This is a genomic window from Nocardioides sp. WG-D5 (assembly GCF_054031175.1).
In genome coordinates, this window is sequence record NZ_CM132928.1 from 3,015,608 (window position 1) to 3,041,834 (window position 26,227).

Genomic DNA, 26,227 nt, shown 5'->3' on the forward strand with positions numbered 1-26,227 from the left:
GGAATCCCCCCATGACCACCTCCGACACGCGCGCCGACTCCGGCGCGACGACGATCGGCACGCAGCGCTGGGTGCGCCTGCTGCCGATCGTCTTCATCACCTACAGTCTGGCCTACCTCGACCGCTCCAACTTCTCCATCGGCATCGCCGGCGGCATGGCGGAGGACCTCGCGATCACGCCCGCCGTCTCCGCGCTCATCGGCGCTGCCTTCTTCCTGGGCTACTTCGCCTTCCAGATCCCGGGAGCGATCTACGCCGAGCGGCGCAGCGTACGGTCGCTGATCTTCTGGAGTCTGATCGCCTGGGGCCTGCTCGCCTCGGTGCAGGGGCTGCTCAGCTCGGCGACCGCGTTGATCGTCGTACGTTTCCTGATCGGTGTCGTCGAGGCCGCCGTGCTGCCGGCGATGGTGATCTTCCTCAGCCACTGGTTCACCAGCCGTGAGCGCGGCCGCGCCAACACCTTCCTGATCCTCGGCAACCCGGTCACCGTGCTGTGGCTGACGGTCGTGTCCGGCTTCCTCATCGAGGCGACCGACTGGCGGTGGATGTTCATCATCGAGGGCCTGCCCGCGGTCGTCTGGGCGTTCGTCTTCCGGGCGATGGTCAGCGACCACCCCGAGCAGGCCACGTGGCTCAACCCTGCGGAGCGCGACGCCGTCGTCGAGCAGCTCAACCAGGAGCAGCGTGCGCTGACCCCGGTCAAGGGCTACGGCGAGGCCTTCCGGTCGCGCAACGTCGTCCTGCTCTCGCTGCAGTACTTCCTGTGGAGCGTCGGCGTCTACGGCTTCGTCTTCTGGCTGCCCTCGATCGTGAAGGCCGCCTCGGGTGAGGGCATCGGGATGTCCGGGCTCATCTCCGGGATCCCGTACGTCCTCGCCGTCGTGCTGATGATCGTCAACAGCCGTGCCTCCGACCGTGCCGGGACGCGCGGGCGGTTCGTGTGGCCGTGGCTGCTGGTCGGTGCGGTGGCGTTCTACGGCTCCTACCTGCTCGGTCCCGACCAGTTCTGGCTCTCGTTCATCCTGCTCACGCTCGCCGGTGGCGCGATGTACGCGCCGTACGGTCCCTACTTCGCCCAGATCCCCGAGTTCCTGCCGCGCAACGTGGCCGGAGCGGCGATCGCGCTGATCAACTCCTTCGGTGCTCTCGGCGGGTTCGCGGGCAGCTACCTGGTCGGCTGGCTGAACGGCACGACCGGGAGCACCGACGCCTCGTTCCTGCTGATGGCGGGCTGTCTGGCGCTGGCCGCCGTGGTGATGCTGCTGGTCAAGGCGCCGGCCGCGGAGGGTGCTTCGGAGACTGCTTCGGAGACTGCTCGATGAGGATCGCTCGGATCGAGCATCCCGACGGGATCGACCACGCCGTGGTCGAGGCCGACGGCTACCGGGTGGTCGAGGACGTGTTCGCCGACGAGATCCGGTGCCGGGACCGATGGGTCGCCCTCGCCGACGCCCGCCTGCTGGCTCCGGTCGAGCCGCGGACCGTGGTCGGGATGGCACACAACACCGGGCCGAGCGACCGGCTGCTGCCGCCGCAGGCGTTCCTCAAACCGGCTCGGTCGGTGATCGGCCCCGGTGACCCGGTGCCGGTGCCGGCCGGCCTCGGTCTGGTCCACGCGGAGGCGGAGCTCGCGGTCGTGATCGGGAGCTCCGGCACCGTGCTGGGCTACACGGTCGCCAACGACGTCACCGCGCGCGACCTGCAGGCCCAGGACTCGCTGTGGACACAGGCCAAGGGCCAGCGTGGGTTCACCCCGCTGGGCCCGTGGATCGAGACGGATCTCGACCCGGCGGGTGCCGTTGTGGGTCTCCGGGTCGACGGCGAGGTTGCGCCGGAGGCCGACACGGGCCGGCTGGCCCGGACCGTCGACGAGGTGGTGGCGTGGGTCAGCGGCTTCCTCCCGCTCGGGCCGGGCGACGTCATCCTGACCGGTGCCCCCGGGACCAGCCTCCCGATCCGGCCGGGACAGCAGGTCACGGCGAGCGTCGCGGGCATCGGGGAGCTGGTCAATCCGGTGGTCGAGGGCGTGCATCAGCGGCGTACGGAGAGGGGTGCGGCATGACCGGCACCGAGACCGGCCTGGACGTGGTCACCTTCGGGGAGGCGATGGCGATGTTCGTCGCCCAGGAGAGCGGACCGCTGCACCGGGCCGCGACCTTCGTCCGGGCGACCGCCGGGGCCGAGACCAACGTGGCGACCGGGCTGGCTCGGCTCGGCCATCGGTCCGGCTGGATCGGACGGCTGGGAGACGACCCGCTCGGGCTGTTCGTCGAGGAGGAGCTCCGCGGCTGCGGGATCGACCTGTCTCGGGTCGAGACCGACGACACCGCGCCCACCGGCTTCCAGCTGAAGTCGCGAGCCGACGGTGGCGACCCGGAGGTGGTCTACTTCCGGCGCGGGTCCGCGGGGAGCCGGCTGGCGTGGAGCGAGCCGATGGGGACGTACGTCTCCTCGGCCCGTCACCTCCATCTGACCGGTATCCCGCTGGCGATCTCCGAGACGGCGCGGGACTTCGCGTTCCGGGCGGTGGCCGCGGCCCGGGCGGGCGGCGCCAGCGTGTCCTTCGACCCGAACCTGCGTCCGTCGCTGTGGGCGAGCGAGCAGGAGATGGTCGCCGTCGTGAACGAGGTCGCCGCCCTGGCCGACTGGGTGCTCCCGGGGGTCGAGGAGGGCCGGGTGCTGACCGGCCACGGCGACCCCGAGTCCATCGCCGAGCACTATCTCGCCGCGGGCGTCGCGCGGGTGGTCGTCAAGAACGGCTGTCACGGAGCCGTCGCCTTCGGCCCGGAGGGCACGGTCCGGCAGCCCGCGTTCCAGGTCGACGTCGTGGACACCGTCGGTGCCGGCGACGGCTTCGCCGCCGGGCTGATCAGCGCCCACTTGGACGGTCTGGAGCTCGGCCCGGCGCTCGAGCGGGCCGCCGCGGTCGGTGCGCTGGCCACCACCTCGGCCGGCGACAAGGACGGCCTTCCCGACCGGGAACGGCTCGACCACTTTCTGGCGACCACCTCGGTGGCCGCCTGACCGATGACACCAGCGAAAGGAAACAACTCGATGCGCGTACTCGTGCCGTGGGCCCACCTGGAGGACCAGATGGGTGGCTGGCCCGACGGCCTGCAGGTGGAGGTGTTCGACGGCACCGCCGCCGCGCCTGCCGACGTCTCCGACGTGGCGTTCTACGTGCTGCCGTACGGCGTGAGCGCCGGGCGTGACCTGCTGCCGCGGATGCCTGCGCTCCGTGCCGTACAGAGCCTGAGCGCGGGGGTGGAGAAGGTGCTCCCGCTCATCGGGCCGGAGGTCACGCTCTGCAACGGGCGGGGCCTGCACGACGCCAGCGCCGCCGAGCACGGGCTCGGCCTGATCCTCGCCGCCCAGCGGGAGCTGCCCCGCTGGGTGCGCGACCAGGACGCCGGCCGGTGGCAGCCCGAGCACACCCGGTCGCTGGCCGACTCGCGGGTCGTGATCGTCGGGTACGGCTCGATCGGCGCCGCGCTCGAGCGGCGCCTGCTCGCCTGCGAGGCCGAGGTCGTCAGGGTCGCGTCCAGGGCGGACGCCGACCGTGAGGTGCACGGTGTCGACGAGCTCCCTGTCCTGTTGCCCACGGCCGACATCGTGGTGCTCACGCTTCCGGAGAACCCCGGCACGATCGGTCTGATCGGCGCCGAGCAGCTGGCGCTGCTGCCCGACGGCGCGCTCGTGGTGAACATCGGCCGCGGCCGCACGCTCGACACCGGCGCGCTCCTCGCCGAGCTCTCCACGGGTCGACTCCGCGCCGCGCTCGACGTCGTCGACCCCGAGCCGCTCCCCGCCGGCCACCCGCTGTGGTCGACGCCCGGCGCGATCGTGACCCCGCACGTCGGTGGCGGTGCGGCGACCTTCTACCCGCGCGCCGAGCGCCTGGTCGCCGAGCAGCTGCGACGCTTCGCCGAGGGCCGCCCGCTGCTCAACGTGGTGCCCCGGGAGGGTGTGGCCACACCTCCCTGATCCTGCCCGCAAGACTCTCCGATCGGGGAGGTTGCTGCGCTCACGCCGTAACTAATGTGCGAACGGTCACAACGTGAGAGGAGCAGCAGATGGAACCCCAGAACGAGTCGAACCCGGTCGACATCGCCAGCGACGTCGCCACCGAGGACCTCATCGAGGAGGTCTCGATCGACGGAATGTGCGGCGTCTACTGATGCCCGATCGCATGCTCGAGGAGCCGTGGACACTCTCGCCCTCGGTGGCGCTGCGTCCTGAACCGTTCGGGGCTCTCGCCTACCACTTCGGCAACCGGAAGCTGACCTTCCTCAAGCGGCCGGAGCTGGTCGAGGTGGTGCGGCTCCTCGAGCATCACCCCCGTCTCGGCAGCGCGCTCGATGCCGCCGGCATCCCGCCGGAACAGCACGACGCGTACGCAGCGGCGCTCCGCACCCTCGCCGAGACCGACATGATCCGCCCCCGCCACCAGGAGGCAGTGTGACCATCGCACCTGAACGCCCCAGCACTCCCGCGAGCACTCCCCAGGCCCGTCCCGAAGGCGGCACCCTCGTCGAGCAGTTCGAGTTCGGGCTCGACGCCCCGATCTGCCTGACCTGGGAGCTGACGTACGCCTGCAACCTCGAGTGCGCCCACTGCCTGTCGAGCTCGGGCCGGCGCGACCCGCGCGAGCTCAGCACCGAGCAGTGCAAGGCCGTCATCGACGAGCTGCAGCGCATGCAGATCTTCTACGTGAACATCGGCGGCGGGGAGCCGACGATCCGCCCCGACTTCTGGGAGCTCGTGGAGTACGCCGTCGACCACCAGGTCGGCGTGAAGTTCTCCACCAACGGCTTCCGCATCACTCCCGAGCGTGCCGCCTTCCTGGCCTCGACGGACTACGTCGACGTACAGATCTCGCTCGACGGCGCGACCGCGGAGGTCAACGACCGGGTCCGCGGCGCGGGGTCGTACGACACCGCGCTCAAGGCGCTCGCGAACCTCCGCGACGCCGGCTTCACCGACGCCAAGATCTCCGTGGTCTGCACCCGGGAGAACATCGGCCAGCTCGACGACTTCAAGGCCATCGCTGACGAGTACGGCGCCACCCTGCGCCTCACCCGCCTGCGTCCCTCGGGCCGCGGCGCGGATGTCTGGGACGAGCTGCACCCGCTGCCGGAGCAGCAGCGCGAGCTCTACGACTGGCTGATGGCGCACGGTGACAACGTCCTCACCGGCGACTCCTTCTTCCACCTGGCCGCCTACGGCGAGTCCCTTCCGGGCCTCAATCTGTGCGGTGCCGGGCGGGTGGTGTGCCTGATCGACCCGGTCGGCGACGTCTACGCCTGCCCGTTCGCGATCCACGACCAGTTCCTGGCCGGCAACCTGCTCGGTGAGGGCGGTTTCCAGGAGGTGTGGCAGTCCTCCGAGCTGTTCACCGAGCTGCGCTCGCCGCAGACCGGTGGCGCCTGCACCAAGTGCCAGCACTTCGACGCCTGCCGCGGTGGCTGCATGGCCGCCAAGTTCTTCACCGGACTGCCGCTGGACGGGCCGGACCCGGAGTGCGTCCAGGGCTACGGCGAGAGCGCGCTGGCCGGCGACCGGCTCGTTCCGCCGGCGAGCAAGGACCACTCCCGCAGCCAGGCCAGCCGCAACGCGCCGGTGCTGCTCAATCTCGGTGCCACCAGGCGGCGCCCCGTCTCCGCCTGCAACGAGGACCCGCTCGCCGGAGGTGACCTGTCGTGAAGCTCGAGAACCCGTGGAAGAAGAACCCGTGGTTCGAGTCGGTCGCGGTCGCTCAGGAGCGGGCCCGCCGCCGGCTGCCCAAGCCGGTCTACGGCGCGCTCGTCGCCGGGTCCGAGCGCGGCCAGAGCATGACCGCCAACCAGGACGCCTTCGCCGACCTCGGCTGGGCACCTCACGTCGTGGGACAGCACGCCAAGCGGGACCTCGGCACCACCGTGTTCGGCCACGCGATCCCGTTGCCGGTCCTGATCAGCCCCACCGGGGTCCAGGCCGTGCACCCCGACGGCGAGGTCGCGGTCGCCCGCGCCGCCGCGGCCCGCGGCACCATCATGGGGCTGTCCAACTTCGCCTCCAGGTCCGTGGAGGAGGTCGCGGCGACCGGCGCGACGACGTTCTTCCAGATGTACTGGACCGGCGATCGCGACACCATGGTCCAGCGCATGCAGCGGGCGCACGCCGCCGGTGCCCAGGGCCTGATCGCCACCCTCGACTGGTCCTTCTCGATCGGCCGTGACTGGGGCAGTCCCGAGATCCCGGAGAAGGTCGACCTGCGGACGATGATGCGCCTGGCGCCGCAGGTGGCGGCAAGGCCGCGGTGGGCGTGGCAGTTCGGGCGTACGGGCTCCTTCCCCGATCTCACCGCGCCCAACCTCGCCCCGCCCGGTGGAAGCGCGCCGACGTTCTTCGGCGCCTACTACGAGTGGATGACCACCCCGCCGCCGACCTGGGACGACGTCGCCTGGATGCGCGAGCAGTGGCACCAGATCAGCGGTACGCCGTTCGTCCTCAAGGGCGTGTGCCGGGTCGACGACGCGCTCCGCGCCGTGGACGCCGGGGTCGCGGGCATCTCGGTCTCCAACCACGGCGGGAACAACCTCGACGGCACCCCGGCCGCGATCCGGATGGTCAAGCCGATCGCCGACCGCGTCGGCGACCAGGTCGACGTGGTGATGGACGGAGGCGTCCGCCGCGGCTCCGACGTCGTCAAGGCGCTCGCGCTCGGCGCAAAGGCGGTGCTGATCGGACGGGCCTACCTGTGGGGCCTGGCGGCCAACGGCCAGGCCGGGGTCGAGAACGTCCTCGACGTGCTCAGCGGTGGCATCGACTCGGCGCTGCGGGGGCTCGCGGTCGGATCGGTCGCCGAGCTGCGGCCGGAGCACCTGATCGTCCCGGACGGCTTCCATGTACGCACTGGGTGACGCCACCTGGCCGCAGGTGCGCCAGGGCACGGTCCTGCTGGTGCCCGTCGGCTCGCTGGAGCAGCACGGACCGCACCTGCCGTTCGACACCGACACCACCATCGCGTCGGCGGTCACGCAGGGGGTGGCCGACCGGCTCGCGGAGCAGGGTGTCGAGAGTTGGGTGGCCCCACCGATCGCGATCGGGTCGAGCGGCGAGCACCAGTCCTTCGCCGGCACCGTGTCGATCGGGAGCGACGCGCTCCACCTGGTCGTGGTCGAGCTGGTCCGCTCGGCCCGCACCTGGGCCGAGCGGGTCGTGCTCGTCAACGGCCACGGCGGCAACGCCGCCGCGCTGACCAGCGCGGTCAACCAGCTCGCGTACGAGCGGCAGTCGGCCTGCTGGCTGCCGTGCCGCACGGAGGACTACGACCTGCACGCCGGCCGCACCGAGACGTCGCTGATGCTGCACCTGCGCCCCGAGTCGGTACGCCTGGACCTGGCCGAGCCGGGCGACACCCGTCCGCTCGCCGAGATCCTGCCGGCGATGCGGGCGGGCGGGGTCGCGGCGGTCTCCGCCAACGGCGTCCTCGGCGACCCGACAGGCGCCACCGCGGCGGAGGGAGCGCAGGCGCTCACGACGATGATCGAGCAGACCACCATGGACGTGCTGGCGCCCGGCGGCGTGGCCGTGGGATGAACCGCTCCCGCCCGTGAGATACCCGATCGGCTTCCGCGCCCGCATCCGCGACGACGTACGCCGCATCGACGGTCGCCTGCTCGTCGGCGGCTCGCCGCTGCGTGCCGTCCGGCTCACCAAGGCGGCGCTGACGCTGCTGGCCGACGGCGAGGTCACCGTGGTCGACGCGGCGACCGACGCGCTCGCCGCCAGGCTCGTCGACGGCAACCTGGCCGATCCCGTGCTCGACGGGGCCGGCGTGGAGCCGGCGGAGCTGACCGTCGTGATCCCGGTGCGCGACCGGCCCGAGCAGCTCGACCGCGCGCTCGGGCCGCTGAAGGGCCTCCACCGCATCGTCGTCGACGACGCCTCGCTCGACCCCGACGCCGTCGAGCGGGTGGCCCGCCGCCACGGCGCCCACCTCCTGCGGCTGCCGGTGAACCTCGGCCCGGCGGGTGCCCGCAACGCCGGCCTGCGCGCGGTGCGCACCGCCTACGTCGCCTTCGTCGACTCCGACGTCACGGTCGAGGCGAGCACGCTCCTGGACCTCTCCCGCCACTTCGCCGACAGCCGCGTCGCCCTGGTCGCGCCGCTGGTCCGCAGCCGCGCGCGCAGCCGGGAACCGCGGTGGTTCGAGCGCTTCGACGAGGACGACTCCTCCCTCGCCCTCGGCACCCGCGCCTGCGTCGTACGCCCGGGTGCCGCGGTTGGCTGGCTGCCCAGCGCCTGCCTGGTGGGACGTACGGAACGGCTCGGGGTGGGCTTCGAGGAGACGATGCGGGTGGGCGAGGACGTCGATCTCGTCTGGCGGCTGGTCGAGGCCGGCGAGGTGGTCCGCTACGACCCCGACCAGGTCGCCTGGCACGACACCCGCACGACCGTCCGCGGCTGGCTGGGCCGCAAGTACCTCTACGGCACCGGCGGTGCCGACCTGGCCGTCCGCCACGGCCGCAAGGGCGCCCCGGCGGTGATGACGGCGAGCATGGCGGCCACGGCCGCCGCGCTGCTGGTGCACCGCCGGTGGTCGCTCCCGGTCGCCGCCGCCGGGATCGCCTACGGCCTCCTCTCGCTGCGCCGACGGCTGCCCGAGACCCCCGGACGCGACCGGCTCGCGGTCCAGCTCTGTGTCCAGGGCCTCGGCTGGACGGTCCGCCAGGAGGCCGCGCTGCTGCTGCGGCACTGGTGGCCGCTGACCGTGCTCCTCGCACCGCGCAGTGCCCTTGTCCGGCGCGCCCTCGCGGCCTCCCTGGTCGTCGACGTGGTCGTCGCCCGGGTCGACAACCCCGGCACGAGATACCGTCCGCTGGCCCGCCGGCTGGACGACATGGCGTACGGCGCAGGCCTCTGGGCCGGCGCGATCAGAGCCCGTTCGGTGACCTGTCTGCTGCCGCGCCGACCTGGCCAGAAGACCGGCCAGGGAGGCACCTCTCCCAACGGGTAGGTAAGCCCCTCCCGGGCCGGGCTGTTTCCCGTTCCTCGCCTGTTCGCGGCCCTTTCGCCGTACCTAATGTGCTGAGCGTCACACATCAACGGAGGTTTGCCATGCAGGTCGACGAACTACTCAAGCCATTCCCCATCAAGGAGTTCCACCCCTTCCCGCGCGCCCTCATGGGCCCCGGCGCTCACGAGATGATCGGTCCCGAGGCCCTGAAGATGGGCTTCCGCAAGACCCTGGTGATGACGTCCGGCCTGCGCGGCACGGACATCGTCACCAAGATCGTCGAGTCGATGAAGTACCACGGCCTCGAGGTCGTCGTGTACGACAAGGTCGAGTCCAACCCCAAGGACTACAACGTCATGGACTCGGTCAAGCTCTACCAGGAGAACGAGTGCGACTCGTTCGTCTCCATCGGCGGCGGCTCGTCGCACGACGCCTGTAAGGGCGCGCGCATCTCGGTCGCCCACGACGGCCGCAACGTCAACGAGTTCGAGGGCTTCAACATGTCCGAGAACCCGAAGAACCCGCCGCACATCGCGGTCTCGACCACGGCCGGCACCGGTTCGGAGACGTCCTGGGCGTACGTCATCACCGACACGACCACGGACCCGGACAACCCGCACAAGTACGTCGCCTTCGACGACGCCTCGGTCGCCAGCCTGGCGATCGACGACCCGGTGCTCTACTACGACTGCCCGGTCGACTACACCGCGCAGTGCGGCTTCGACGTCCTGGCGCACGCCAGCGAGCCGTACGTCTCCCGGATCAACTTCCAGCCGTCGCTCGGCAACGCGCTGCACGCGATCAAGCTGACCTCGGAGAACCTGCGGCAGGCGGTCTGGAACGGCCAGGACCTCGGTGGCCGTGAGGGGATGATGTACGCCCAGTACATCGCCGCCCAGGCGTTCAACTCCGGCGGCCTCGGCATCATCCACTCGATCAGCCACGCGGTGAGCGCCTTCTACGACACCCACCACGGCCTCAACAACGCGATCGCGCTGCCGCGGGTCTGGGCGTTCAACATGCCCACGCACTACAAGCGGTTCGCCGACATCGCTCGCGCGATGGGCGTCGACACCCACGGCATGACCGACGTGCAGGCCGCCGACGCGGCCCTCGCCGCGGCCATCCGGCTGCTGCGTGACGTCGGCATCACCGAGCGCTTCGTGGACGTCAAGCAGGACACGTACTCGAAGAACCGGCTCGGCCAGGGCCCGACGGCCTACTACGCCAACGCCAAGGAGATCGTCGGCGACGACTCGGACGTCGACCGGATCACCAACCACGTCCTCGGTGACGCCTGCACGCCGGGCAACGCCAAGGAGTGCACGTTCGAGACCGTACGTCCGGTGGTCGACCACTGCCTGAACGGCGACCTGGACGACCTGCTCGGCTGATCGGCCCAGCTGATCACACGAGCGTGGCGGGCCCGGCCGGCTGAGACCACCAGCCGGGCCCGCCGCCTCGGCCCCATCCATCACCTCGAGGAGTGCACGTGTCGACCACCACCGAACCGACCCAGGGCTTCACCGACGTCGAGGACACCCGCGCTCAGCTCGCGGCGTGCGGCTACCTCGCCGACGACCGGCTCGCCACCACGGTGTTCCTGCAGACCAGGCTGGAGAAGCCGGTCCTGCTCGAGGGCCCGGCGGGGGTCGGCAAGACCCAGTTGGCGGAGAGCCTCGCCACCGCCACCGGGCGGCGCCTGATCCGGCTGCAGTGCTACGAGGGTCAGGACGAGACCAAGGCGCTCTACGAGTGGGACTACGGCAAGCAGCTGCTCTACACCCAGATCCTGCGCGAGAAGATCGGCCAGGTCGTCGAGGACGCCGCCGACCTGAACGAGGCCGTCGAGCGGATCGCCAAGCAGGACTCGGTGTTCTTCTCGCAGCGCTTCCTGGCCGCCCGCCCGCTGCTCGAGGCGATCGACTCCGACACCCCGGTCGTGCTCCTCATCGACGAGGTCGACCGGGCCGACGAGGCCCTCGAGGCGGTGCTGCTGGAACTGCTCGCCGAGTTCCAGATCTCCATCCCCGAGGTCGGCACGATCACCGCCAAGACGATGCCGTACGTCGTGCTCACCTCGAACAACACCCGCGACCTCTCCGCCGCGCTCAAGCGCCGCTGCCTGCACCTCTTCCTGGACTACCCCGACGCGGTCCGGGAGCTGGAGATCATCCGGTCCAAGGAGACGGGTCTCGCCGACTCGCTCGCGGCCCGGCTCGTCGACATCGTCCGCGGCATCCGCGAGCTCGAGCTGCGCAAGGCGCCGAGCATCTCCGAGACCGTCGACTGGGCTCGTACGCTGGCGGTGCTCGGCGTCGAGGAGCTCACCGCCGACGTGCTCTCCACGACGCTCAACGTGGTCGTGAAGTACGAGCGCGACCTGAAGCGGGTCATGGACGCGCTGCCGCGGCTGGTCGACCCGAACGCCGAGGTGCCCGACCACCTGCACGGCCATGGTCACGGGCACGGCCACGGTCATGGCCACTCCCACGCGCCGGCTGCGGAGGACCGTGTCGAGGACGACGTCGACGGCCGCGCCGAGCGGAAGGCGAAGGACCAGCCCGGCCGGCACAACGCGGGCTACTACGGCGGCGCCGGCGGCACCGGGCCGCGTACGGCCCCGGCGGTGTCCACCAGCCAGGGGACCCGGGCGTTCCCGTCGGCCCGCAAGCGTCCGGTCTGAGGCGGGATCGAGGCCCGACATGGAGACCGCACTGCACCGCTTCATCCGGCTGCTCCGGCTCTACGGCGTACGCGTGAGCACCGCCGAGGTGATCGACGCGATGCACGCGGTCGCCCAGCCCGGGGTGCTCGAGCAGCGCCACCTGCTCCACGCTGCGCTGACCGCGAGCCTGGTCAAGGACCGCCGCGACCTGGACACCTTCGACCTGGTCTTCGACCGGTTCTTCGGGTTGCGGCCGGTGGTCGAGGAGACGGACGAGCACGGGCACAGCCACGACGACCTCTCCGACGACGGCCAGCTGACCGACTTCACGCTCTCCGAGGAGCCGGGCGAGGTGCCGGAGGACGGGCACAGCCACGGCAAGCCGGACGACATCAAGGAGTACTTCAAGCCCGAGGACATGGCGCAGCGCTACAACCTCCACCAGGAGGCGAACAAGATCGACATCGCCGCGCTCACCGACGAGATCGTCCTCTCCAACGACCCGAAGTCCAGCCCCGGTGAGGCCGCGCGGGTCCAGCTCTCCACGAGCCGGATGCACAACCCCGGCAACCCGGGCGACCTGATCCGCGACGCCGGGATGCAGCTCGACACCGAGCTCTCGGTGCAGGAGGAGATCGCGCTGTTGAGCTGGCTCGAGGAGCGCGAGCCGGACAGCGGCATCGACGACGACGACGCTCTCGCGGAGCTCCGCAAGGCCCTCTCGCCGTGGCTGGCCACGCTGCCGGAGCGGATCCGCGACCACCTCGAACGGCTGATGAGCATGGAGCGCGAGATCGAGTCGCGCGAGATCCAGGCCGCCCAGGCCGAGACCGTCGCCGAGCACGACCGGGCCGCGCTGGAGGAGTCGCTGCGGCGGCTGCTCAGGAAGCTCCACGGAGCCCCGCGCCCGCGGCGTACGGTCGCTGCCCGCGGCATCGTCGACGGCCGCCGGACCATGCGCACGAACATGAAGTACGACGGGGTGCCGTTCCGGCCGGTCACCGTCGCCAAGGCGCACGACCGGCCGCGGCTGCTCGTGCTCTGCGACGTCTCCCTGTCCGTACGCTCCACCGCCCGCTTCACCCTGCACCTGCTGCACAGCCTGCAGTCGGTGGCCACCTCCGTGCGGTCGTTCGCGTTCGTGAAGGACCTGGTCGAGATCACCGACCTGTTCGCCGAGCACCGGATCGAGGACGCGCTGTCCCTGGTGCTCTCGGGGCTTCCGGCAGGCGGCGTGCTCGACGTGGACGCGGACTCGGACTACGGCTCCTCGTTCGAGCAGTTCCTGGAGCAGTTCGGCTCGGCGGTGAACCGCAGGACCACGCTGGTGATCCTCGGCGACGGTCGCGGCAACGGCAGGGATCCGGGCTTCGCCGCGTTCGAGGAGCTCACCCGGCGCGCCCGGTCGACGATCTGGCTGACCCCCGAGCCGCGCTACTCGTGGGCGCTCGGCGGCTGCGACCTGCCGGAGTACGCGGAGTGGTGCGACAAGGTCCAGGTCGTCCGCAACCTGCGTGGGCTGGACAACGTGACCCAGACGATGTCGGCCGGACGATGACCACCCCGCCCGGCGAGCTCGGGGTGATCGACGCACTTCGCCCCGGTCCGGAGGCGGGCGTCTATCGCGACGAGGTCGTGAGCGTCCGGGCCTGGCAGGGCCCTCGGCCGCGTCGCCATCTCGGGACGATCCGCACTCGCCACTTCGACGTCCACCGCGAGGGCCACCAGGTCCACCTGGTCCACTGCCTGCGGGCGGAGCAGATCGACGACGACCTCTCCGGGCTGCTGGCCGAGGAGCTGTTCCAGCCCGGTTGGCTGCGTGGTCCGGACCTGTTCGAGCGGCTCTTCACCGGCGTCGTGATCAGCAGCGCCCCCGACCCGGGGCAGGCCTGGGCCGCGTTCTACCGCAACACCCTGCGCCACGTGGAAGAGGCGCTGGAGCGCCCCGGCCCCACCCCGGCCGGTCACGGGACCGTCGCCGAGTACGCCCCCGTCTACCGCTTCGTCGAGCAGCAGCTGGCGCGTGGCTCCGTCCTCGAGGTCGGCTGCTGCTTCGGGTTCCTCTCGCTGCGGCTGGCCGCCGCGGGCCGGGACGTGACCGCCTCCGACCTCTCCGCGGGCACCGTCACGCTGCTGCGCGCCGCCGCCTCCCGGCTGAAGGTCCCGCTGGCCACGCGTGCCGCCGACGCCACCCGGCTGCCGTGGGCCGCCGACGCCGCCGACAACGTGCTGCTGATCCACCTGCTCGAGCACATCGAGCCGAGCCTCGGCGACCGGGCGGTCGCCGAGGCGATCCGGGTCGCGCGTCGCCGGGTCGTCATCGCCGTACCCCTCGAGGACGAGCCCGACGAGACCTGGGGACACGTCCGGACGGTGTCGCTGGACGACCTCGCCGCGTGGGGCGAGGCCTCGGGACACCCGCACCGGGTCGTCGAGCACCACGGTGGCTGGCTCGTCATCGACACCGACCGCTGATCGCTCCTCGCCGGTCGACCTGTCCGTCGACGACGCGGACGATGATCGGTCCGCCCGGCTCCGCGTCAGGCCAGGTCACAGACCGGTCCGACCTGTCCGTCGGCCGCACGCAACCGGGTAGGAGGCCTACCCGAGGGCAGGTGCGCGACCGCCCACTCGGCGGGTCTGCCGGTGTGTCGTACGTCACTAGTTTGAGAGGACCGTAGCCCAGCCCGGACCACGGCTCACTCCCTGGAGGAACTGATGACGAACACATCCATCGATGCAGAGGTGCCCACGGTGCAAGGCACCACCCCGACGGCCTGGGGCGACCCGTTCCCGCTCGGCCTGGCCAGCTTCGGGATCTCGGCGCTCGTGCTGTCCAGCGTGATGTCGGGACTCGTGGACGCGGCCGCCCTGCCGGCGGTGCTGCCCCTCGCGCTGGCGCTGGGCTTCGCCACCGAGCTCCTGGCCGGTCTGGTCCACTACCGGCGTGGCGAGACGTTCCCGGCCCTCGTGTTCACCGCGTACGCCGGGTTCTGGCTCTCCTATGCGCTGCTGGTGCAGTTCTACGGTCCGATGGTGACCGCCGACGGCGCCGCGATCACCGGGATGTTCCTGCTCGCCTGGGCGCTGTTCACGTCCTACATGCTGCTGGCGGCGCTGCGCACCAACACCACCACGATCGTGATCTTCGTGCTCCTGGCCGGGGTCTTCTACCTCGCGGCCTTCGGGTCGTTCCTCGGCAGCGCCGGTCTCGGCAAGACCGCCGGCTACGTGCTGATCCTGGACGCCGTGGTGGCGCTCTACGCCTCGGCCGCGATCATCGTGAACACGACCTGGGACCGCACGGTCCTGCCGGTGCCGTGATCTCGCTCGGCCGTCGGGCCGTCGGTCAGAGGAGTCCCATCTTGGACGCCTCGTACACCGCCTCGGCCCGGCGGCTGACGCCCAGCTTCCGCAGGATGTTGCCCACGTGGAACTTCGCGGTGGTGTCCGAGATGTAGAGCCGGTGGCCGATGGCGCGGTTCGACAGCCCGTGGGCGAGGAGCTCCAGCACCTCGAGCTCGCGGCTGGTGAGCTCGGAGTCGTCGCTGGTCACCGGCATGTTCACGCCGCGGATCATCGCCGCCGCGGAGCGCGCGTCGAAGGCGCTGCCGCCGCTCGCCACGTCCCGGATCGCCCGGACCAGCCCGGTGGTGTCGACGTCCTTGACGACGTAGCCGCGGGCGCCGGCTCGGATCGCCTGCATCACCAGCTGCTCGTCGAGGAACGTGGTCAGCACCAGGATCAGTGCCTCCGGATGGCGCTGGGTGAGCGCCGCGCAGAGCTCGAGCCCCTCGGCGTCCGAGGACGAGGAGAGCTTCAGGTCGAGCAGCACGATGTCCGGGCGGGCGCTGTTGACCCGAGCGAGCGCCTCGGCCGCCGTCGCCGCCTCCGCGACGACCCGCAGCCCGGGCTCACGCTCCAGGATCGAGCGCAGACCCTGCCGCACGATCGCGTGATCATCGACCAGCAGTACGTCGATCCCGGCCGTGGTCCGGTCCGGGACCGCTGTGGCCGGGACCGCCTGGGGTGCGCTGAGCATGGTCATGGGTTCCTCCTCGAAGCGGCTACTGCGGGTCCTCGATGAGCCCGCAGATCGTTCCTCGGCCGCGGTCCACGACCGGCAGCGGCACCCGGAGCTCGACCCGGACCCCGCCGAGGTGCGAGCGGCGGAACGCGACGGTGCCGCCGAGCTCGCTGATCCGGGTCTCGATGTTCGCCAGGCCGCGGTGTCTCCCGTCGATCGAGGCGCCGCGCTCGAGACGCAGCTTCCGGGCGAGCAGGCCGGGGTCGCCGCGGCCGTCGTCGGCGACCCCGACGTAGAGCTCGTGCTTGCGGTAGCGGAGCCGGAGCACGGCCTGGGTGGCCTCGGCGTGGATGGCCACGTTGAAGAGCGCCTCGCCGACCGCGCGGGCGATGTCGTGCTTGGCCTCCGCGGGCATCGGGCACACCTCGCCCTCGACCCGCACCGACACGTCCAGGTGCGGGCGATGGTGCTCGGCCACCTCGTGCAGCAGCTCCGGCAGCGAGGAGACCGTGTCGCGATGCGGCTGGTGCAGGGCGTAGATCGCCCGGCGCAGCTGCTCCACGGCGTCCTGGGTGAGCTGCTTGGCGGTGTTGAGGAGCTCGGTGATCCGCTCGCCGGCAGGCCCCAGGTCCTCAGTCTCGCCGCGCGCCACCTCGACCGACATCCCGGCCGAGAGCACGAACTGGGTCACGCTGTCGTGGAGCTCCCGCGCGATGCGGTGGCGCTCGTGGTCGACCAGCTCGCGCTGCCGGGCCACCAGCAGCCGCTCCTCGGCCTCGCGCAGCTCTCGGGTCCGCTGCTCGAGGTCCCGCTCCCGGGCGCCGACCTCGTCGTAGAGCCGCTGGGCGCGCCGGTGCTGGGCGAGCCCGGCCTGGTACTGCTCGGAGGTGTGCAGCGCCACCGCGGCCTCGTTGGCCAGGATCCGCAGCACCGACAGGTCCCCGGGCTCGGGGTCGTCCGCGAGCCCGTGGAGGCCGACCAGGCTGCCGATCATGACGCTCTCCAGCGTCATCGGCACTCGCACCCAGCGGGCCGGGCCGGGGGCTCCGGTGGCATGGCCGGCCCGGATCGCACCGAGCTCGCGGCGTACGACGCCGGGGAGGTCCTCCTCGTCGCCGACCACCCGACCGTCGTGGTCGACCACGATGAACCTCGGCCGCGCCCCGGTCAGGTGGCCGTCGGCCAGCGCCAGGATCGTCCACTCCGCGGCGAGGTGCACCGCGGCCGCGCGGGCCACCTCCTCCAGGAGCGCCCGCGGACCCTCCACCGTGCGCACCAGCGCCCGGGAGATCGAGTCCATGGCGCGTACGGCCTGCTGCATCCGCTCGTCGGAGCGCAGGAAGGCGCGGTAGTAGGAGCGTTTGCCGGAACGTACGCCGGTCAGTGCTGCCAGGTCGGGGGCGCTCACGGGACTGCCTTCACAGGGCTTCCCGGAAGAGCGCGTGGATCTCGGTGCGGCTCGCCGGTCGTGGGTTCGTCGTCAGGCAGGCGTCGTCGAGGGTGGTCACCGACAGCGTGTCGAGATCGGTGTCGGTCACCCCGAGATCACGCAGGCCTCGGGGCACGCCGACGTCGTCGGCCAGGCGCCGCACGTGGTCGGCCAGCATCTCGGCAGCGACGTACCCGGGGACGCCGTCGACCGGCAGCCCGGCCGCCCGGGCCAGGCCGACGAACCGCTCGGGGACCGAGCGCGCGTTGTAGCGGATCACGTGCGGGAGCAGCACGCCGTTGACCACCCCGTGCGGGGCGTCGAGCAGCCCGCCGACCTGGTGGCTCATCGCATGGGTCGCCCCGAGGATCGCGTTGGTGAAGGCCAGTCCGGCCTGCAGGCTCGCCTGCGCCATCATCGCGCGGTGCTCCATCGCGCCGGGGTCGGTGATGGTCGAGCGAAGGTGGCGGCAGACGAGGGCGACCGAGGCCATCGCGTGCCCGTCGGCCAGCGGGTTGTGCGCCAGCGACACGTACGACTCGATGCCGTGGGTCAGCGCGTCCAGGCCGGTCGCGGCGTTGAGCGCCTCCGGCATCGTGGTCAGCAGTCGTGGGTCGGTGATCGAGACGTCCGGCACCAGCGCCCGGCCCATGATCGTGATCTTCACCCGGCGGTCGGTGTCGGTGACGATGCAGAACTGGGAGACGTCGGCCCCGGTCCCGGAGGTGCTCGGGATCATCAGCATCGGCGGGATCGGCCGGGCGATCTGGTCGATCCCGGCGTAGTCGAGGATGTCGCCGCCGTTGCCCGAGAGCACCGCGACGCCCTTCGCGGCGTCCATGCAGGAGCCGCCGCCGATCGCCACGATGACGTCGGCCTCGGTCTCGACGTACCTCTCGTAGGCGCGGCGTACCTCGTGGTCCTTGGGGTTCGGCGTGACCTCGGTCCACAGCACCGGGGCGAGCCCCTCGGCCCGCAGCAGCCGGAGCAGCTCGTCGACCCAGCCGGCCTCGACGATGCCGGGATCGGTGACGACGAACGGCCGCCGGGCACCGAGCCGGGCGGCGGCGTAGCCCGCCTCGCCGAGCGAGTCGGGTCCGAAGACGACCTCGGGTGCCTGGAACTTCACCACCTGGTCGAGCGGGGCGGTCGGTGGGACGGGCTCGTGCCGGGGAGGGGCCTCCCGGGTGCGGGCGATCACTGCTGTCGTGGCTCCGGCTCCGGCGCTCATCTCAGAGACCCACCTCGCGGTCCAGCCGGGCGATCTGACCGTCGGCGAGCGCCATCAGCGGGGAACCGGGCGGCAGCAGGTCCTGGAGGCGGAGCCACATCTCGTAGTCGTCGGCGCCCCACGCCGACCGGGTCCAGGTCGAGACGAGGTCGGGCTGGCCCGACTGGAGCACCGCGGCACGCAGCTGCTGCGCCAGGGTCTCCCGCAGTCGTACGACGCCGGGCGCCACCGAGCGCGGCAGGATCGGGCCGCGGTAGCAGCGGAGCGCGCCGGCGACGTCGCCCACCGCGAGCCGGGCCTCCACGCCGAGCCAGTCGCCGGTGACCTCGGTGGTGAGCCGGTAGGGCCGGGAGGCGAGGAACTCCTCGCCCAGCAGGTTGCGCAGCCGGTTGAGCTCGGCGCGGAGCGTCGAGGAGCCACCGTCGTCCTCGTAGAGCAGGACGGCGAGCTCGTCGCCGGAGAGCCCGCGCGGGGCGCTGGCGAGGAGCAGGAAGATCTCGCTGTGGCGCGGCGAGAGCCGCAGCTGGGCGCGATGGCCACGGCCGTCGTCGATCGAGAGCAGCAGGTCCTGGCGACCCAGCGTCTCCACGGCGATGCGCGCCCAGCCGGGCCGGGTCTCGGGCTGCCTCGGGAGCAGCTGCTCGCGCGCGAGCTCGGACTCCGCGAGCCTGGCCGCGGCGCGCACCATCGCCATCGTCTGGGGTACCACGATGGAGTCACCGCCGGTGATGTCGAGGACGCCGAGCAGGCGGGAGTCGCCCGGGTCGTGGATCGGGGTGGCGGCGCAGCTCCACTGCTGGACCGAGCGCCGGAAGTGCTCGGCGGCGACGACACTGGTCGGCCGGTCGAGCCGGAGCGCGAGGCCGGGTGCGTTCGTGCCGGCGAGCCGTTCGTCCCAGTTGCTCCCCTCGACGAAGCCGATCCGCTCCGCGCGCCGTAGGGCTGCCGGAGCCCCGCACACCCAGAGCAGCTGGCCGGCCTCGTCGGAGACGGCCATGATCGCGTCGCAGTCGCGCGCCGCCTGCCCGAGCACGTCGTCGAGCAGCGGGAACACGCGCGCCAGCGGATGGGCGGCACGTACGTCTCGCAGCTGGTCCTCGGGGAGGGTGATCGGCGCGCACGTGTCGTCCGCGGTCACCCCGGCGGCGGCGGACCGGTGCCACGAGTCCGCCACGGCTGCGCGCATCGAGGCGCTCTGCTTCGTATCGCTCATCCGGACCTCCTCTGGTGACGAGGGTCACATTTGAAGGTTGCATTCACGTTGCATCGGTTCCGCAACGTGGCTGCAACCTCGGCGTTCCTAGCGTCTGTGACCACGATCACGCCCCAATGCCTGACTTTGCCTGAGGAGAATTCCCGATGACCGTATACGCAGCTCCCGGCCAGCCCGACTCGCTGGTCACCGTCCAAGGCCGCTACGGCCACTACATCGGCGGCCAGTGGGTCGACCCGGTCAAGGGCGCCTACTTCGAGAACATCTCGCCGGTGAACGGCAAGCCGTTCACCGAGATCGCCCGGGGCACGGCCGAGGACATCGAGGCCGCCCTGGACGCCGCACATGCCGCCGCTCCGTCGTGGGGGAAGACCTCGACGACGGAGCGGGCCAACATCCTGCTCAAGATCGCCGACGTGATGGAGGAGAACCTCACCGCCATCGCCGTGGCCGAGACCTGGGAGAACGGCAAGCCGGTCCGCGAGACCCTCGCCGCCGACATCCCGCTCGCGATCGACCACTTCCGCTACTTCGCCGGTGTGCTCCGTGCCCAGGAGGGCACCATCGGCGAGATCGACGAGAACACCGTGGCGTACCACTTCCACGAGCCGCTGGGCGTCGTCGGCCAGATCATCCCGTGGAACTTCCCGATCCTGATGGCGGTCTGGAAGCTCGCCCCGGCCCTGGCCGCCGGCAACGCGGTCGTGCTCAAGCCGGCCGAGCAGACCCCGTGGTCGATCCTCAAGCTCGTCGAGCTCGTCGGCGACCTGCTGCCCGCCGGCGTGCTCAACGTCGTCAACGGGTTCGGCGTCGAGGCCGGCAAGCCGCTCGCCTCCTCGCCCCGGGTCGCGAAGGTCGCCTTCACCGGTGAGACCACGACCGGCCGCCTGATCATGCAGTACGCCAGCCAGAACATCATCCCGGTGACCCTGGAGCTCGGCGGCAAGAGCCCGAACATCTTCTTCGACTCGGTCGCCGCGGAGAAGGACGCCTTCTACGACAAGGCGCTCGAGGGCTTCACGATGTTCGCCCTCAACCAGGGCGAGGTCTGCACCTGCCCGTCGCGCGCGCTCGTCCAGCGCTCGATCTACTCCGACTTCGTCGGCGACGCGATCGCCCGGGTCGAGAAGATCAAGCAGGGCAACCCGCTCGACGACACCACGATGATCGGCGCCCAGGCCAGCAACGACCAGCTCGAGAAGATCCTGTCCTACATCGAGATCGGCAAGGACGAGGGCGCCAAGGTCCTCACCGGTGGCGAGCGGAACATCCTCGAGGGCGACCTCGCCGAGGGCTACTACGTGCAGCCGACCGTCTTCGAGGGCGACAACTCGATGCGGATCTTCCAGGAGGAGATCTTCGGCCCGGTCGTCTCGCTGACCGGCTTCGACGACGAGGCCGACGCCCTCAAGGTCGCCAACGACACCCTGTACGGCCTCGGTGCCGGCGTCTGGTCGCGCGACGGGTCGCAGGCCTTCCGGGCGGGCAAGGAGATCAAGGCCGGCCGGGTGTGGACGAACTGCTACCACGCCTACCCGGCCCACGCGGCCTTCGGTGGCTACAAGCAGTCCGGCATCGGTCGTGAGACCCACAAGATGATGCTGGACCACTACCAGCAGACCAAGAACCTGCTCGTCAGCTACAGCCCCGACGCCCTCGGGTTCTTCTGATGAGCGCGACCCACGCCTCCTCCCTTCCGGCGCGGGTCGCCGTGACCGACGAGGCGGCGGACCTGCTCCGCCGTCTCGTCGGTATCCACGGGCCGGTCATGTTCCACCAGTCCGGTGGATGCTGCGACGGCTCCGCCCCGATGTGCTACCCGAGCGGCGACTTCATGCTCGGCGACGCCGACATCCACCTGGGCGACCTGGACATCGGGCTGGACGACCAGGTGCCCGTCTGGATGTCGCGCTCGCAGTTCGAGTACTGGTCGCACACCCACCTCACCATCGACGTCGTCCCCGGACGCGGCGCCGGGTTCTCGCTGGAAGCGCCCGAGGGCGTGCGGTTCCTGATCCGGTCGCGACTGTTCACCGACGACGAGGCCGCCCTGCTCGGCTAGCCGGCCTCACCAGCCATCCCCTCCCGCCCCCGAAGGAAGCACGACGCCATGACCGACCTGACGATCCCCAGCAAACCGACCCGCTTCGAGCCGCCGGCCGAGCTCGCCGCTGCCGCCAACGTCACCGCCGAGGCGTACGCCCGTGCCGAGTCCGACCTCGAGGGCTTCTGGGCCGAGCAGGCCGAGCGGCTGACCTGGGCCGAGCCGTTCACCGAGGTGCTGGACTGGTCCCGGGCCCCCAGCGCGCGGTGGTTCGCGGACGGGAAGCTCAACGCGGCGTACAACTGCGTCGACCGTCACGTCGAGGCCGGTCGCGGCGACAAGGTGGCCTTCCACTTCGTCGGCGAGCCCGGTGACACCCGGGACATCACCTACGCCGAGCTCAAGGACGAGGTGTCCCGGGCCGCCAACGCGCTGACCTCCCTCGGCGTGGGCAGCGGTGACCTGGTCGCGATCTACCTGCCGATGATCCCCGAGGCCATCGTCGCGATGCTGGCCTGTGCCCGTATCGGCGCCACCCACACCGTGGTGTTCGGCGGGTTCTCGGCCGAAGCGCTGGCCTCGCGCATCGAGGACTGCCGGGCCAAGCTGGTCATCACCTCCGACGGCGGCTACCGCCGTGGGGCCCCGTCGGCGCTGAAGCCGGCCGTCGACGCCGCCCTGTCGCGGCTGGGCAGCCAGAGCCCGGTCGACCACGTCCTCGTCGTGCGCCGCACCGGGGAGTACGTCCCCTTCGACGACGCCACCGACCTGTGGTGGCACGACGTCGTCGACAGCGCCTCCCCCGAGCACACGCCCGAGGCGTTCGACGCCGAGCACCCGCTGTACGTCATGTACTCCTCGGGCACGACCGGCAAGCCCAAGGGCATCCTGCACACCACCGGCGGCTACCTGACCGGCGCGGCCTACACCCACCATGCCGTCTTCGACCTCAAGCCGGACACCGACGTCTACTGGTGCACCGCCGACATCGGCTGGGTCACCGGGCACAGCTACATCGTCTACGGCCCGCTCGCCAACGGCGTCACCCAGGTGCTCTACGAGGGCACGCCGGACAGCCCGCACCGGGGTCGCTGGTGGGAGATCATCGAGCGGTACGGCGTGACCCTCTTCTACACCGCCCCGACGGCGATCCGGACGTTCATGAAGTGGGGCCGGGAGATCCCGGACACCTACGACCTCAGCTCGCTGCGGCTCCTCGGGTCGGTCGGCGAGCCGATCAACCCCGAGGCGTACCTCTGGTACCGCGACGTCATCGGCGGCGACCGCTGCCCCGTCGTCGACACCTGGTGGCAGACCGAGACCGGTCAGATGATGATCAGCCCCCTCCCCGGGGTCACCGCCGGCAAGCCCGGCTCGGCGATGCGGCCGCTGCCCGGCATCGGCGCCGACGTGGTCGACGAGGAGGGTCGTTCGGTGCCGAACGGGTCCAGCGGCTACCTGGTCCTCACCAAGCCCTGGCCCGCCATGCTGCGCACGCTGTGGCAGGACGAGGACCGCTTCGTCGAGACGTACTGGACCCGCTTCGCGGATCTCGGCTACTACTTCGCCGGCGACGGCGCCAAGAAGGACGAGGACGGGGACATCTGGATCCTCGGCCGCGTCGACGACGTGATGAACGTGTCCGGCCACCGCCTCTCCACGAGCGAGATCGAGTCCGCCCTGGTCTCGCATCCACGGGTCGCCGAGGCAGCCGTCGTCGGCGCCGCCGACGAGACCACCGGCCAGGCGGTCGTCGCCTACGTCATCCTGCGCTCGGGGGACGGCAACACCGGTGAGGCGCTGGTCCAGGAGCTGCGCAGCCACGTGGCCAAGGAGATCGGGGCCATCGCCAAGCCGCGGCAGATCACGATCGTCCCGGAGCTGCCCAAGACGCGGTCCGGGAAGATCATGCGCCGCCTCCTGCGCGATGTCGCCGAGGGCCGCGACGTCGGTGACACCACCACGCTCAGCGACCCGAGCGTCATGGCGTTGATCGCGAACCGCGAGGCCGACGACACCGAAGCGGCGGCGGGATGAGATGGCCGTGCCCACGACAGGCGTCGATCCCCGGACGATAGGGCGCAGCTGGATCATCGTGGCCAGGCACCGCCAGCCCGCGGGCACGAAGGATCCTGCGCCGTGGGGCGAGGCGCACCTGAAGCGGATCGGCACGCAGGTGACCCTCTGCGGTGCACCGGCTCAGGGCTGGCACGCGTTCTGGCAGCTGCGCTCCGAGGACATCCGCCGGTGGTGTGCCGACTGCTCCGCCGCAGCGCGTCCCACCCGCACCGTGGCGGGCGCGCGCGGGGTCAGTCCCTGACCTGGGACGGCGCGGTGCCGTAGCGCCGGCGGTGGGCGGCCGCGAACCTGCTCGCGGACGAGAAGCCCCAGCGCGCGGCGACGTCGCCGATGGCGAGCGCGGGGTCGCCGGCCAGGTCGGCATGGGCCCGCTGCAGCCTGATGTCGAGCAGGTACTGCGTCGGCGACTGGCCGACCCAGCGCTGGAAGCCCTCCTGGAGGCGCCGGACGCTGGTGCCGGCGAGGACGGCCATGTCGGCGGCGGTCCAGGCCCGGGCCGGGTCGTCGTGGAGCGCCTCGACCACGGCCCGGATCATCCGCGGCTGCGCCGCCGGACGGACCCCGCCGTCGGGGCAGCAGGCCTCGAGCAGACCGACCGCGACCGCGCCGGCCAGCTGGCTGCGTACGAGCTCGCTGTCGGCGTAGAGGTCCGGGTCGTGCAGGTTGGTGGCCAGGCTGGTGATCAGGTGGTGCCAGGCCCGCGCCCGGCCGTGCTGCACGGACAGCTGCTCCGGCAGCAGCGTGCGTACGTTGACCCGGTCGGTGCCGAGGACGCGTTCGGCCTCCACCTCCAGCCAGGAGCTGTCGAACTTCACGCCGAGCACCGTGCAGGTCGCGTCCCAGTGGCTGATGAGCGAGGGGGTGTCGGGGCGGAAGACCGTGCCCTGACCGGTCACCGAGGTGATCTCCCCGAACCGTCCCCGGCTCGCGAGATGCCCGGTGATCGGCATGTTGATCTCGAACGCACCGGGGTAGTCGCAGTCGATCGCCACGTCGGCGCCCCAGCCGACGTGGCCGATCAGCACCGGCCCGAGGTCGAGCGTACGCAGCGTCAGCCGAGGCTCGTGGCTCCCGCCGAGCGGCCTCAGCTCATGCGGAAAGTACGCCTGGGCGACCACGTTCGAGGCCTGGCCCCAGTCCCGGGGGGCGGTGCGCCGGCGACCGGACATGGCGCGGAGTCTACCTGAGACGTCCGTCACAAAAAGGTCGCGCATCCGGTGCCGAGACCGCGCGATCCGTGTCGCCGGTCTGCTGTGACGCACCTAACTTCGGGATCTCAGTGCCGACCCGTTCAGCCTTCGAGGAGCACCCGATGACCACCACCCAGCAGGACCTGTCCTGGCTCGACGACGTGACGATGAGCGACCTCGAGCGGAATCCCTACCCGATTTACGAACGTCTCCGCCGCGAGGCACCGCTCGCCTTCGTCCCGGTCCTCGGGTCGTACGTCGCCTCGACCGCCGAGGTGTGCCGCGAGGTCGCGACCAGCCCCGACTTCGAGGCCGTGATCACCCCGGCCGGCGGGCGTACGTTCGGCCATCCCGCGATCATCGGTGTCAACGGCGACATCCACGCGGACCTGCGCGGCATGGTCGAGCCGCAGCTGCAGCCGGCCGAGGTCGACAGCTGGGTCGACGACCTGGTGCGCCCGATCGCCCGGAGCCACGTCGAGCAGTTCGAGGACCGCGGCAGCGCCGAGCTGGTCGCCGAGTTCTGCGAGCCGGTCTCGGTGCGTTCGCTCGGCGACCTGCTCGGGCTGCAGTCGGTCTCCTCCGACAAGCTCCGTGAGTGGTTCCACAAGCTGAGCGTCTCGTTCACCAACGCCGCGGTCGACGAGAACGGGGAGTTCACCAACCCGGAGGGGTTCACCCCGGGCGACGAGGCCCGGGCGGAGATCCAGGAGGTCGTCGATCCGCTGATCGACCGCTGGATCGAGCACCCGGAGAACACGGCGATCTCCCACTGGCTCCACGACGGCATGCCGCCGGGCAAGACCCGTGCCCGCGAGTACATCTACCCCACCATCTACGTCTACCTGCTCGGCGCGATGCAGGAGCCCGGCCACGGCATGGCCTCCACGCTGGTGGGGCTCTTCAGCCGTCCCGAGCAGCTGGAGGAGGTCGTCGACGACCCGTCGCTGCTGCCGCGGGCCATCTCCGAGGGCATGCGCTGGACCTCGCCGATCTGGTCGGCGACCGCCCGGATCAGCACCAAGCCGGTCACCATCGCCGGCGTCGACCTGCCCGCCGGCACCCCGGTGATCCTCTCCTACGGCTCCGCCAACCACGACACCGGGAAGTACGACGCCCCCACCGAGTACGACCTACACCGGCCGCCGCTGCCGCACCTCGCCTTCGGCGCCGGCAACCACGCCTGCGCGGGCATCTACTACGCCAACCAGGTCATGCGGATCGGGCTCGAGGAGCTCTTCGAGGCGATCCCCAACCTGGAGCGCGACACCGGCGAGGGCGTGGAGTTCTGGGGCTGGGGATTTCGCGGCCCGACGAGCCTGCACTGCACCTGGGAGGTCTGAGC

General features: G+C 71.3%; 25 protein-coding genes. 20 read left to right on the forward strand and 5 right to left on the reverse strand.

The window, feature by feature from the left end:
• Window positions 1–11: 11 nt before the first annotated feature.
• From ACWZJV_RS14755 to ACWZJV_RS14825, 15 genes are all read left to right on the forward strand, one after another.
• Window positions 12–1,322 carry an MFS transporter gene (locus ACWZJV_RS14755; RefSeq protein ID WP_457176746.1) on the forward strand — a complete coding sequence of 437 codons (1,311 nt, stop codon included), beginning with the start codon at window positions 12–14 and terminating at the stop codon, window positions 1,320–1,322.
• Complete coding sequence (locus tag ACWZJV_RS14760) at window positions 1,319–2,062, forward strand: fumarylacetoacetate hydrolase family protein (RefSeq protein WP_457176748.1); 744 nt, start codon at window positions 1,319–1,321, stop codon at window positions 2,060–2,062. The genes ACWZJV_RS14755 and ACWZJV_RS14760 overlap by 4 nt, the downstream gene beginning before the upstream one ends.
• Window positions 2,059–3,024, forward strand: a complete 966-nt coding sequence (locus tag ACWZJV_RS14765) for a sugar kinase (protein ID WP_457176750.1) — start codon at window positions 2,059–2,061, stop codon at window positions 3,022–3,024. The genes ACWZJV_RS14760 and ACWZJV_RS14765 overlap by 4 nt, the downstream gene beginning before the upstream one ends.
• Before the next feature lie 30 nt (window positions 3,025–3,054).
• Window positions 3,055–3,984 carry a 2-hydroxyacid dehydrogenase gene (locus ACWZJV_RS14770; protein WP_457176752.1) on the forward strand — a complete coding sequence of 310 codons (930 nt, stop codon included), beginning with the start codon at window positions 3,055–3,057 and terminating at the stop codon, window positions 3,982–3,984.
• A gap of 89 nt (window positions 3,985–4,073) precedes the next feature.
• Window positions 4,074–4,178 (forward strand): mycofactocin precursor MftA, encoded by a 105-nt coding sequence (gene mftA / locus ACWZJV_RS14775; RefSeq protein ID WP_008355686.1) that lies wholly within the window; start codon window positions 4,074–4,076, stop codon window positions 4,176–4,178.
• On the forward strand, window positions 4,178–4,462 hold the full coding sequence (gene mftB, locus ACWZJV_RS14780) for a mycofactocin biosynthesis chaperone MftB (protein ID WP_457176754.1): 285 nt from the start codon (window positions 4,178–4,180) through the stop codon (window positions 4,460–4,462). The genes mftA and mftB overlap by 1 nt, the downstream gene beginning before the upstream one ends.
• A complete protein-coding gene (gene mftC, locus ACWZJV_RS14785) occupies window positions 4,459–5,703 on the forward strand; it encodes a mycofactocin radical SAM maturase (RefSeq protein ID WP_457176756.1) in 1,245 nt (414 codons plus the stop codon). The genes mftB and mftC overlap by 4 nt, the downstream gene beginning before the upstream one ends.
• Window positions 5,700–6,902, forward strand: a complete 1,203-nt coding sequence (gene mftD, locus ACWZJV_RS14790; RefSeq protein ID WP_378876746.1) for a pre-mycofactocin synthase MftD — start codon at window positions 5,700–5,702, stop codon at window positions 6,900–6,902. The genes mftC and mftD overlap by 4 nt, the downstream gene beginning before the upstream one ends.
• Window positions 6,886–7,581, forward strand: coding sequence for a mycofactocin biosynthesis peptidyl-dipeptidase MftE (gene mftE / locus ACWZJV_RS14795; RefSeq protein WP_457176758.1), 696 nt, complete (start codon window positions 6,886–6,888; stop codon window positions 7,579–7,581). Before mftD ends, mftE begins: the two co-directional genes overlap by 17 nt.
• A 13-nt stretch (window positions 7,582–7,594) precedes the next feature.
• Window positions 7,595–9,001, forward strand: coding sequence for a mycofactocin biosynthesis glycosyltransferase MftF (gene mftF, locus ACWZJV_RS14800; protein ID WP_457176760.1), 1,407 nt, complete (start codon window positions 7,595–7,597; stop codon window positions 8,999–9,001).
• Between the two features lie 101 nt (window positions 9,002–9,102).
• Window positions 9,103–10,395 (forward strand): NDMA-dependent methanol dehydrogenase, encoded by a 1,293-nt coding sequence (gene mdo / locus ACWZJV_RS14805; RefSeq protein ID WP_008355702.1) that lies wholly within the window; start codon window positions 9,103–9,105, stop codon window positions 10,393–10,395.
• A gap of 98 nt (window positions 10,396–10,493) precedes the next feature.
• Window positions 10,494–11,687 (forward strand): AAA family ATPase, encoded by a 1,194-nt coding sequence (locus ACWZJV_RS14810; protein WP_457176761.1) that lies wholly within the window; start codon window positions 10,494–10,496, stop codon window positions 11,685–11,687.
• A 19-nt stretch (window positions 11,688–11,706) separates the two neighbouring features.
• Window positions 11,707–13,227 carry a VWA domain-containing protein gene (locus ACWZJV_RS14815; RefSeq protein ID WP_457176763.1) on the forward strand — a complete coding sequence of 507 codons (1,521 nt, stop codon included), beginning with the start codon at window positions 11,707–11,709 and terminating at the stop codon, window positions 13,225–13,227.
• Window positions 13,224–14,144: a mycofactocin oligosaccharide methyltransferase MftM gene (gene mftM / locus ACWZJV_RS14820; protein ID WP_457176765.1), complete on the forward strand. Its 921-nt coding sequence runs from the start codon at window positions 13,224–13,226 to the stop codon at window positions 14,142–14,144. The genes ACWZJV_RS14815 and mftM overlap by 4 nt, the downstream gene beginning before the upstream one ends.
• A 243-nt stretch (window positions 14,145–14,387) precedes the next feature.
• Window positions 14,388–14,993 (forward strand): acetate uptake transporter, encoded by a 606-nt coding sequence (locus ACWZJV_RS14825; RefSeq protein ID WP_196876044.1) that lies wholly within the window; start codon window positions 14,388–14,390, stop codon window positions 14,991–14,993.
• Window positions 14,994–15,018: 25 nt separating this feature from the next.
• Here ACWZJV_RS14825 and ACWZJV_RS14830 read toward each other — a convergent pair whose 3' ends face one another.
• The 4 genes from ACWZJV_RS14830 to ACWZJV_RS14845 are packed head-to-tail and all read right to left on the reverse strand — an operon-like array spanning window position 15,019 to window position 19,569.
• Entirely contained in the window at window positions 15,019–15,717 is a 699-nt protein-coding gene (locus tag ACWZJV_RS14830) for a MadR family response regulator transcription factor (RefSeq protein WP_457176768.1), read from the reverse strand.
• A 19-nt stretch (window positions 15,718–15,736) separates the two neighbouring features.
• Window positions 15,737–17,104 carry a MadS family sensor histidine kinase gene (locus ACWZJV_RS14835; protein ID WP_008355714.1) on the reverse strand — a complete coding sequence of 456 codons (1,368 nt, stop codon included), beginning with the start codon at window positions 17,102–17,104 and terminating at the stop codon, window positions 15,737–15,739.
• Between the two features lie 10 nt (window positions 17,105–17,114).
• Complete coding sequence (locus ACWZJV_RS14840; RefSeq protein ID WP_196876042.1) at window positions 17,115–18,356, reverse strand: iron-containing alcohol dehydrogenase; 1,242 nt, start codon at window positions 18,354–18,356, stop codon at window positions 17,115–17,117.
• Window position 18,357: 1 nt separating this feature from the next.
• Window positions 18,358–19,569 carry a helix-turn-helix domain-containing protein gene (locus ACWZJV_RS14845; RefSeq protein WP_008355718.1) on the reverse strand — a complete coding sequence of 404 codons (1,212 nt, stop codon included), beginning with the start codon at window positions 19,567–19,569 and terminating at the stop codon, window positions 18,358–18,360.
• A 146-nt stretch (window positions 19,570–19,715) separates the two neighbouring features.
• Here ACWZJV_RS14845 and exaC point away from each other — a divergent pair, with 146 nt between their 5' ends.
• The 4 genes from exaC to ACWZJV_RS14865 are packed head-to-tail and all read left to right on the forward strand — an operon-like array spanning window position 19,716 to window position 23,933.
• A complete protein-coding gene (gene exaC / locus ACWZJV_RS14850; protein WP_196876041.1) occupies window positions 19,716–21,239 on the forward strand; it encodes an acetaldehyde dehydrogenase ExaC in 1,524 nt (507 codons plus the stop codon).
• Window positions 21,239–21,631 (forward strand): DUF779 domain-containing protein, encoded by a 393-nt coding sequence (locus ACWZJV_RS14855; protein WP_008355722.1) that lies wholly within the window; start codon window positions 21,239–21,241, stop codon window positions 21,629–21,631. Before exaC ends, ACWZJV_RS14855 begins: the two co-directional genes overlap by 1 nt.
• A gap of 48 nt (window positions 21,632–21,679) precedes the next feature.
• On the forward strand, window positions 21,680–23,650 hold the full coding sequence (gene acs, locus ACWZJV_RS14860; RefSeq protein ID WP_457176772.1) for an acetate--CoA ligase: 1,971 nt from the start codon (window positions 21,680–21,682) through the stop codon (window positions 23,648–23,650).
• Window positions 23,651–23,708: 58 nt separating this feature from the next.
• On the forward strand, window positions 23,709–23,933 hold the full coding sequence (locus ACWZJV_RS14865; RefSeq protein WP_457176774.1) for a hypothetical protein: 225 nt from the start codon (window positions 23,709–23,711) through the stop codon (window positions 23,931–23,933).
• On the opposite strand, the gene ACWZJV_RS14870 is transcribed toward ACWZJV_RS14865, so the two are convergent.
• Complete coding sequence (locus ACWZJV_RS14870) at window positions 23,923–24,861, reverse strand: AraC family transcriptional regulator (RefSeq protein ID WP_457176776.1); 939 nt, start codon at window positions 24,859–24,861, stop codon at window positions 23,923–23,925. The two genes, ACWZJV_RS14865 and ACWZJV_RS14870, sit on opposite strands and share 11 nt — an antisense overlap.
• 143 nt (window positions 24,862–25,004) lie before the next feature.
• On the opposite strand from ACWZJV_RS14870, the gene ACWZJV_RS14875 reads away from it, so the two are divergent.
• Window positions 25,005–26,225, forward strand: a complete 1,221-nt coding sequence (locus tag ACWZJV_RS14875) for a cytochrome P450 (protein ID WP_008355727.1) — start codon at window positions 25,005–25,007, stop codon at window positions 26,223–26,225.
• Window positions 26,226–26,227: the final 2 nt, after the last annotated feature.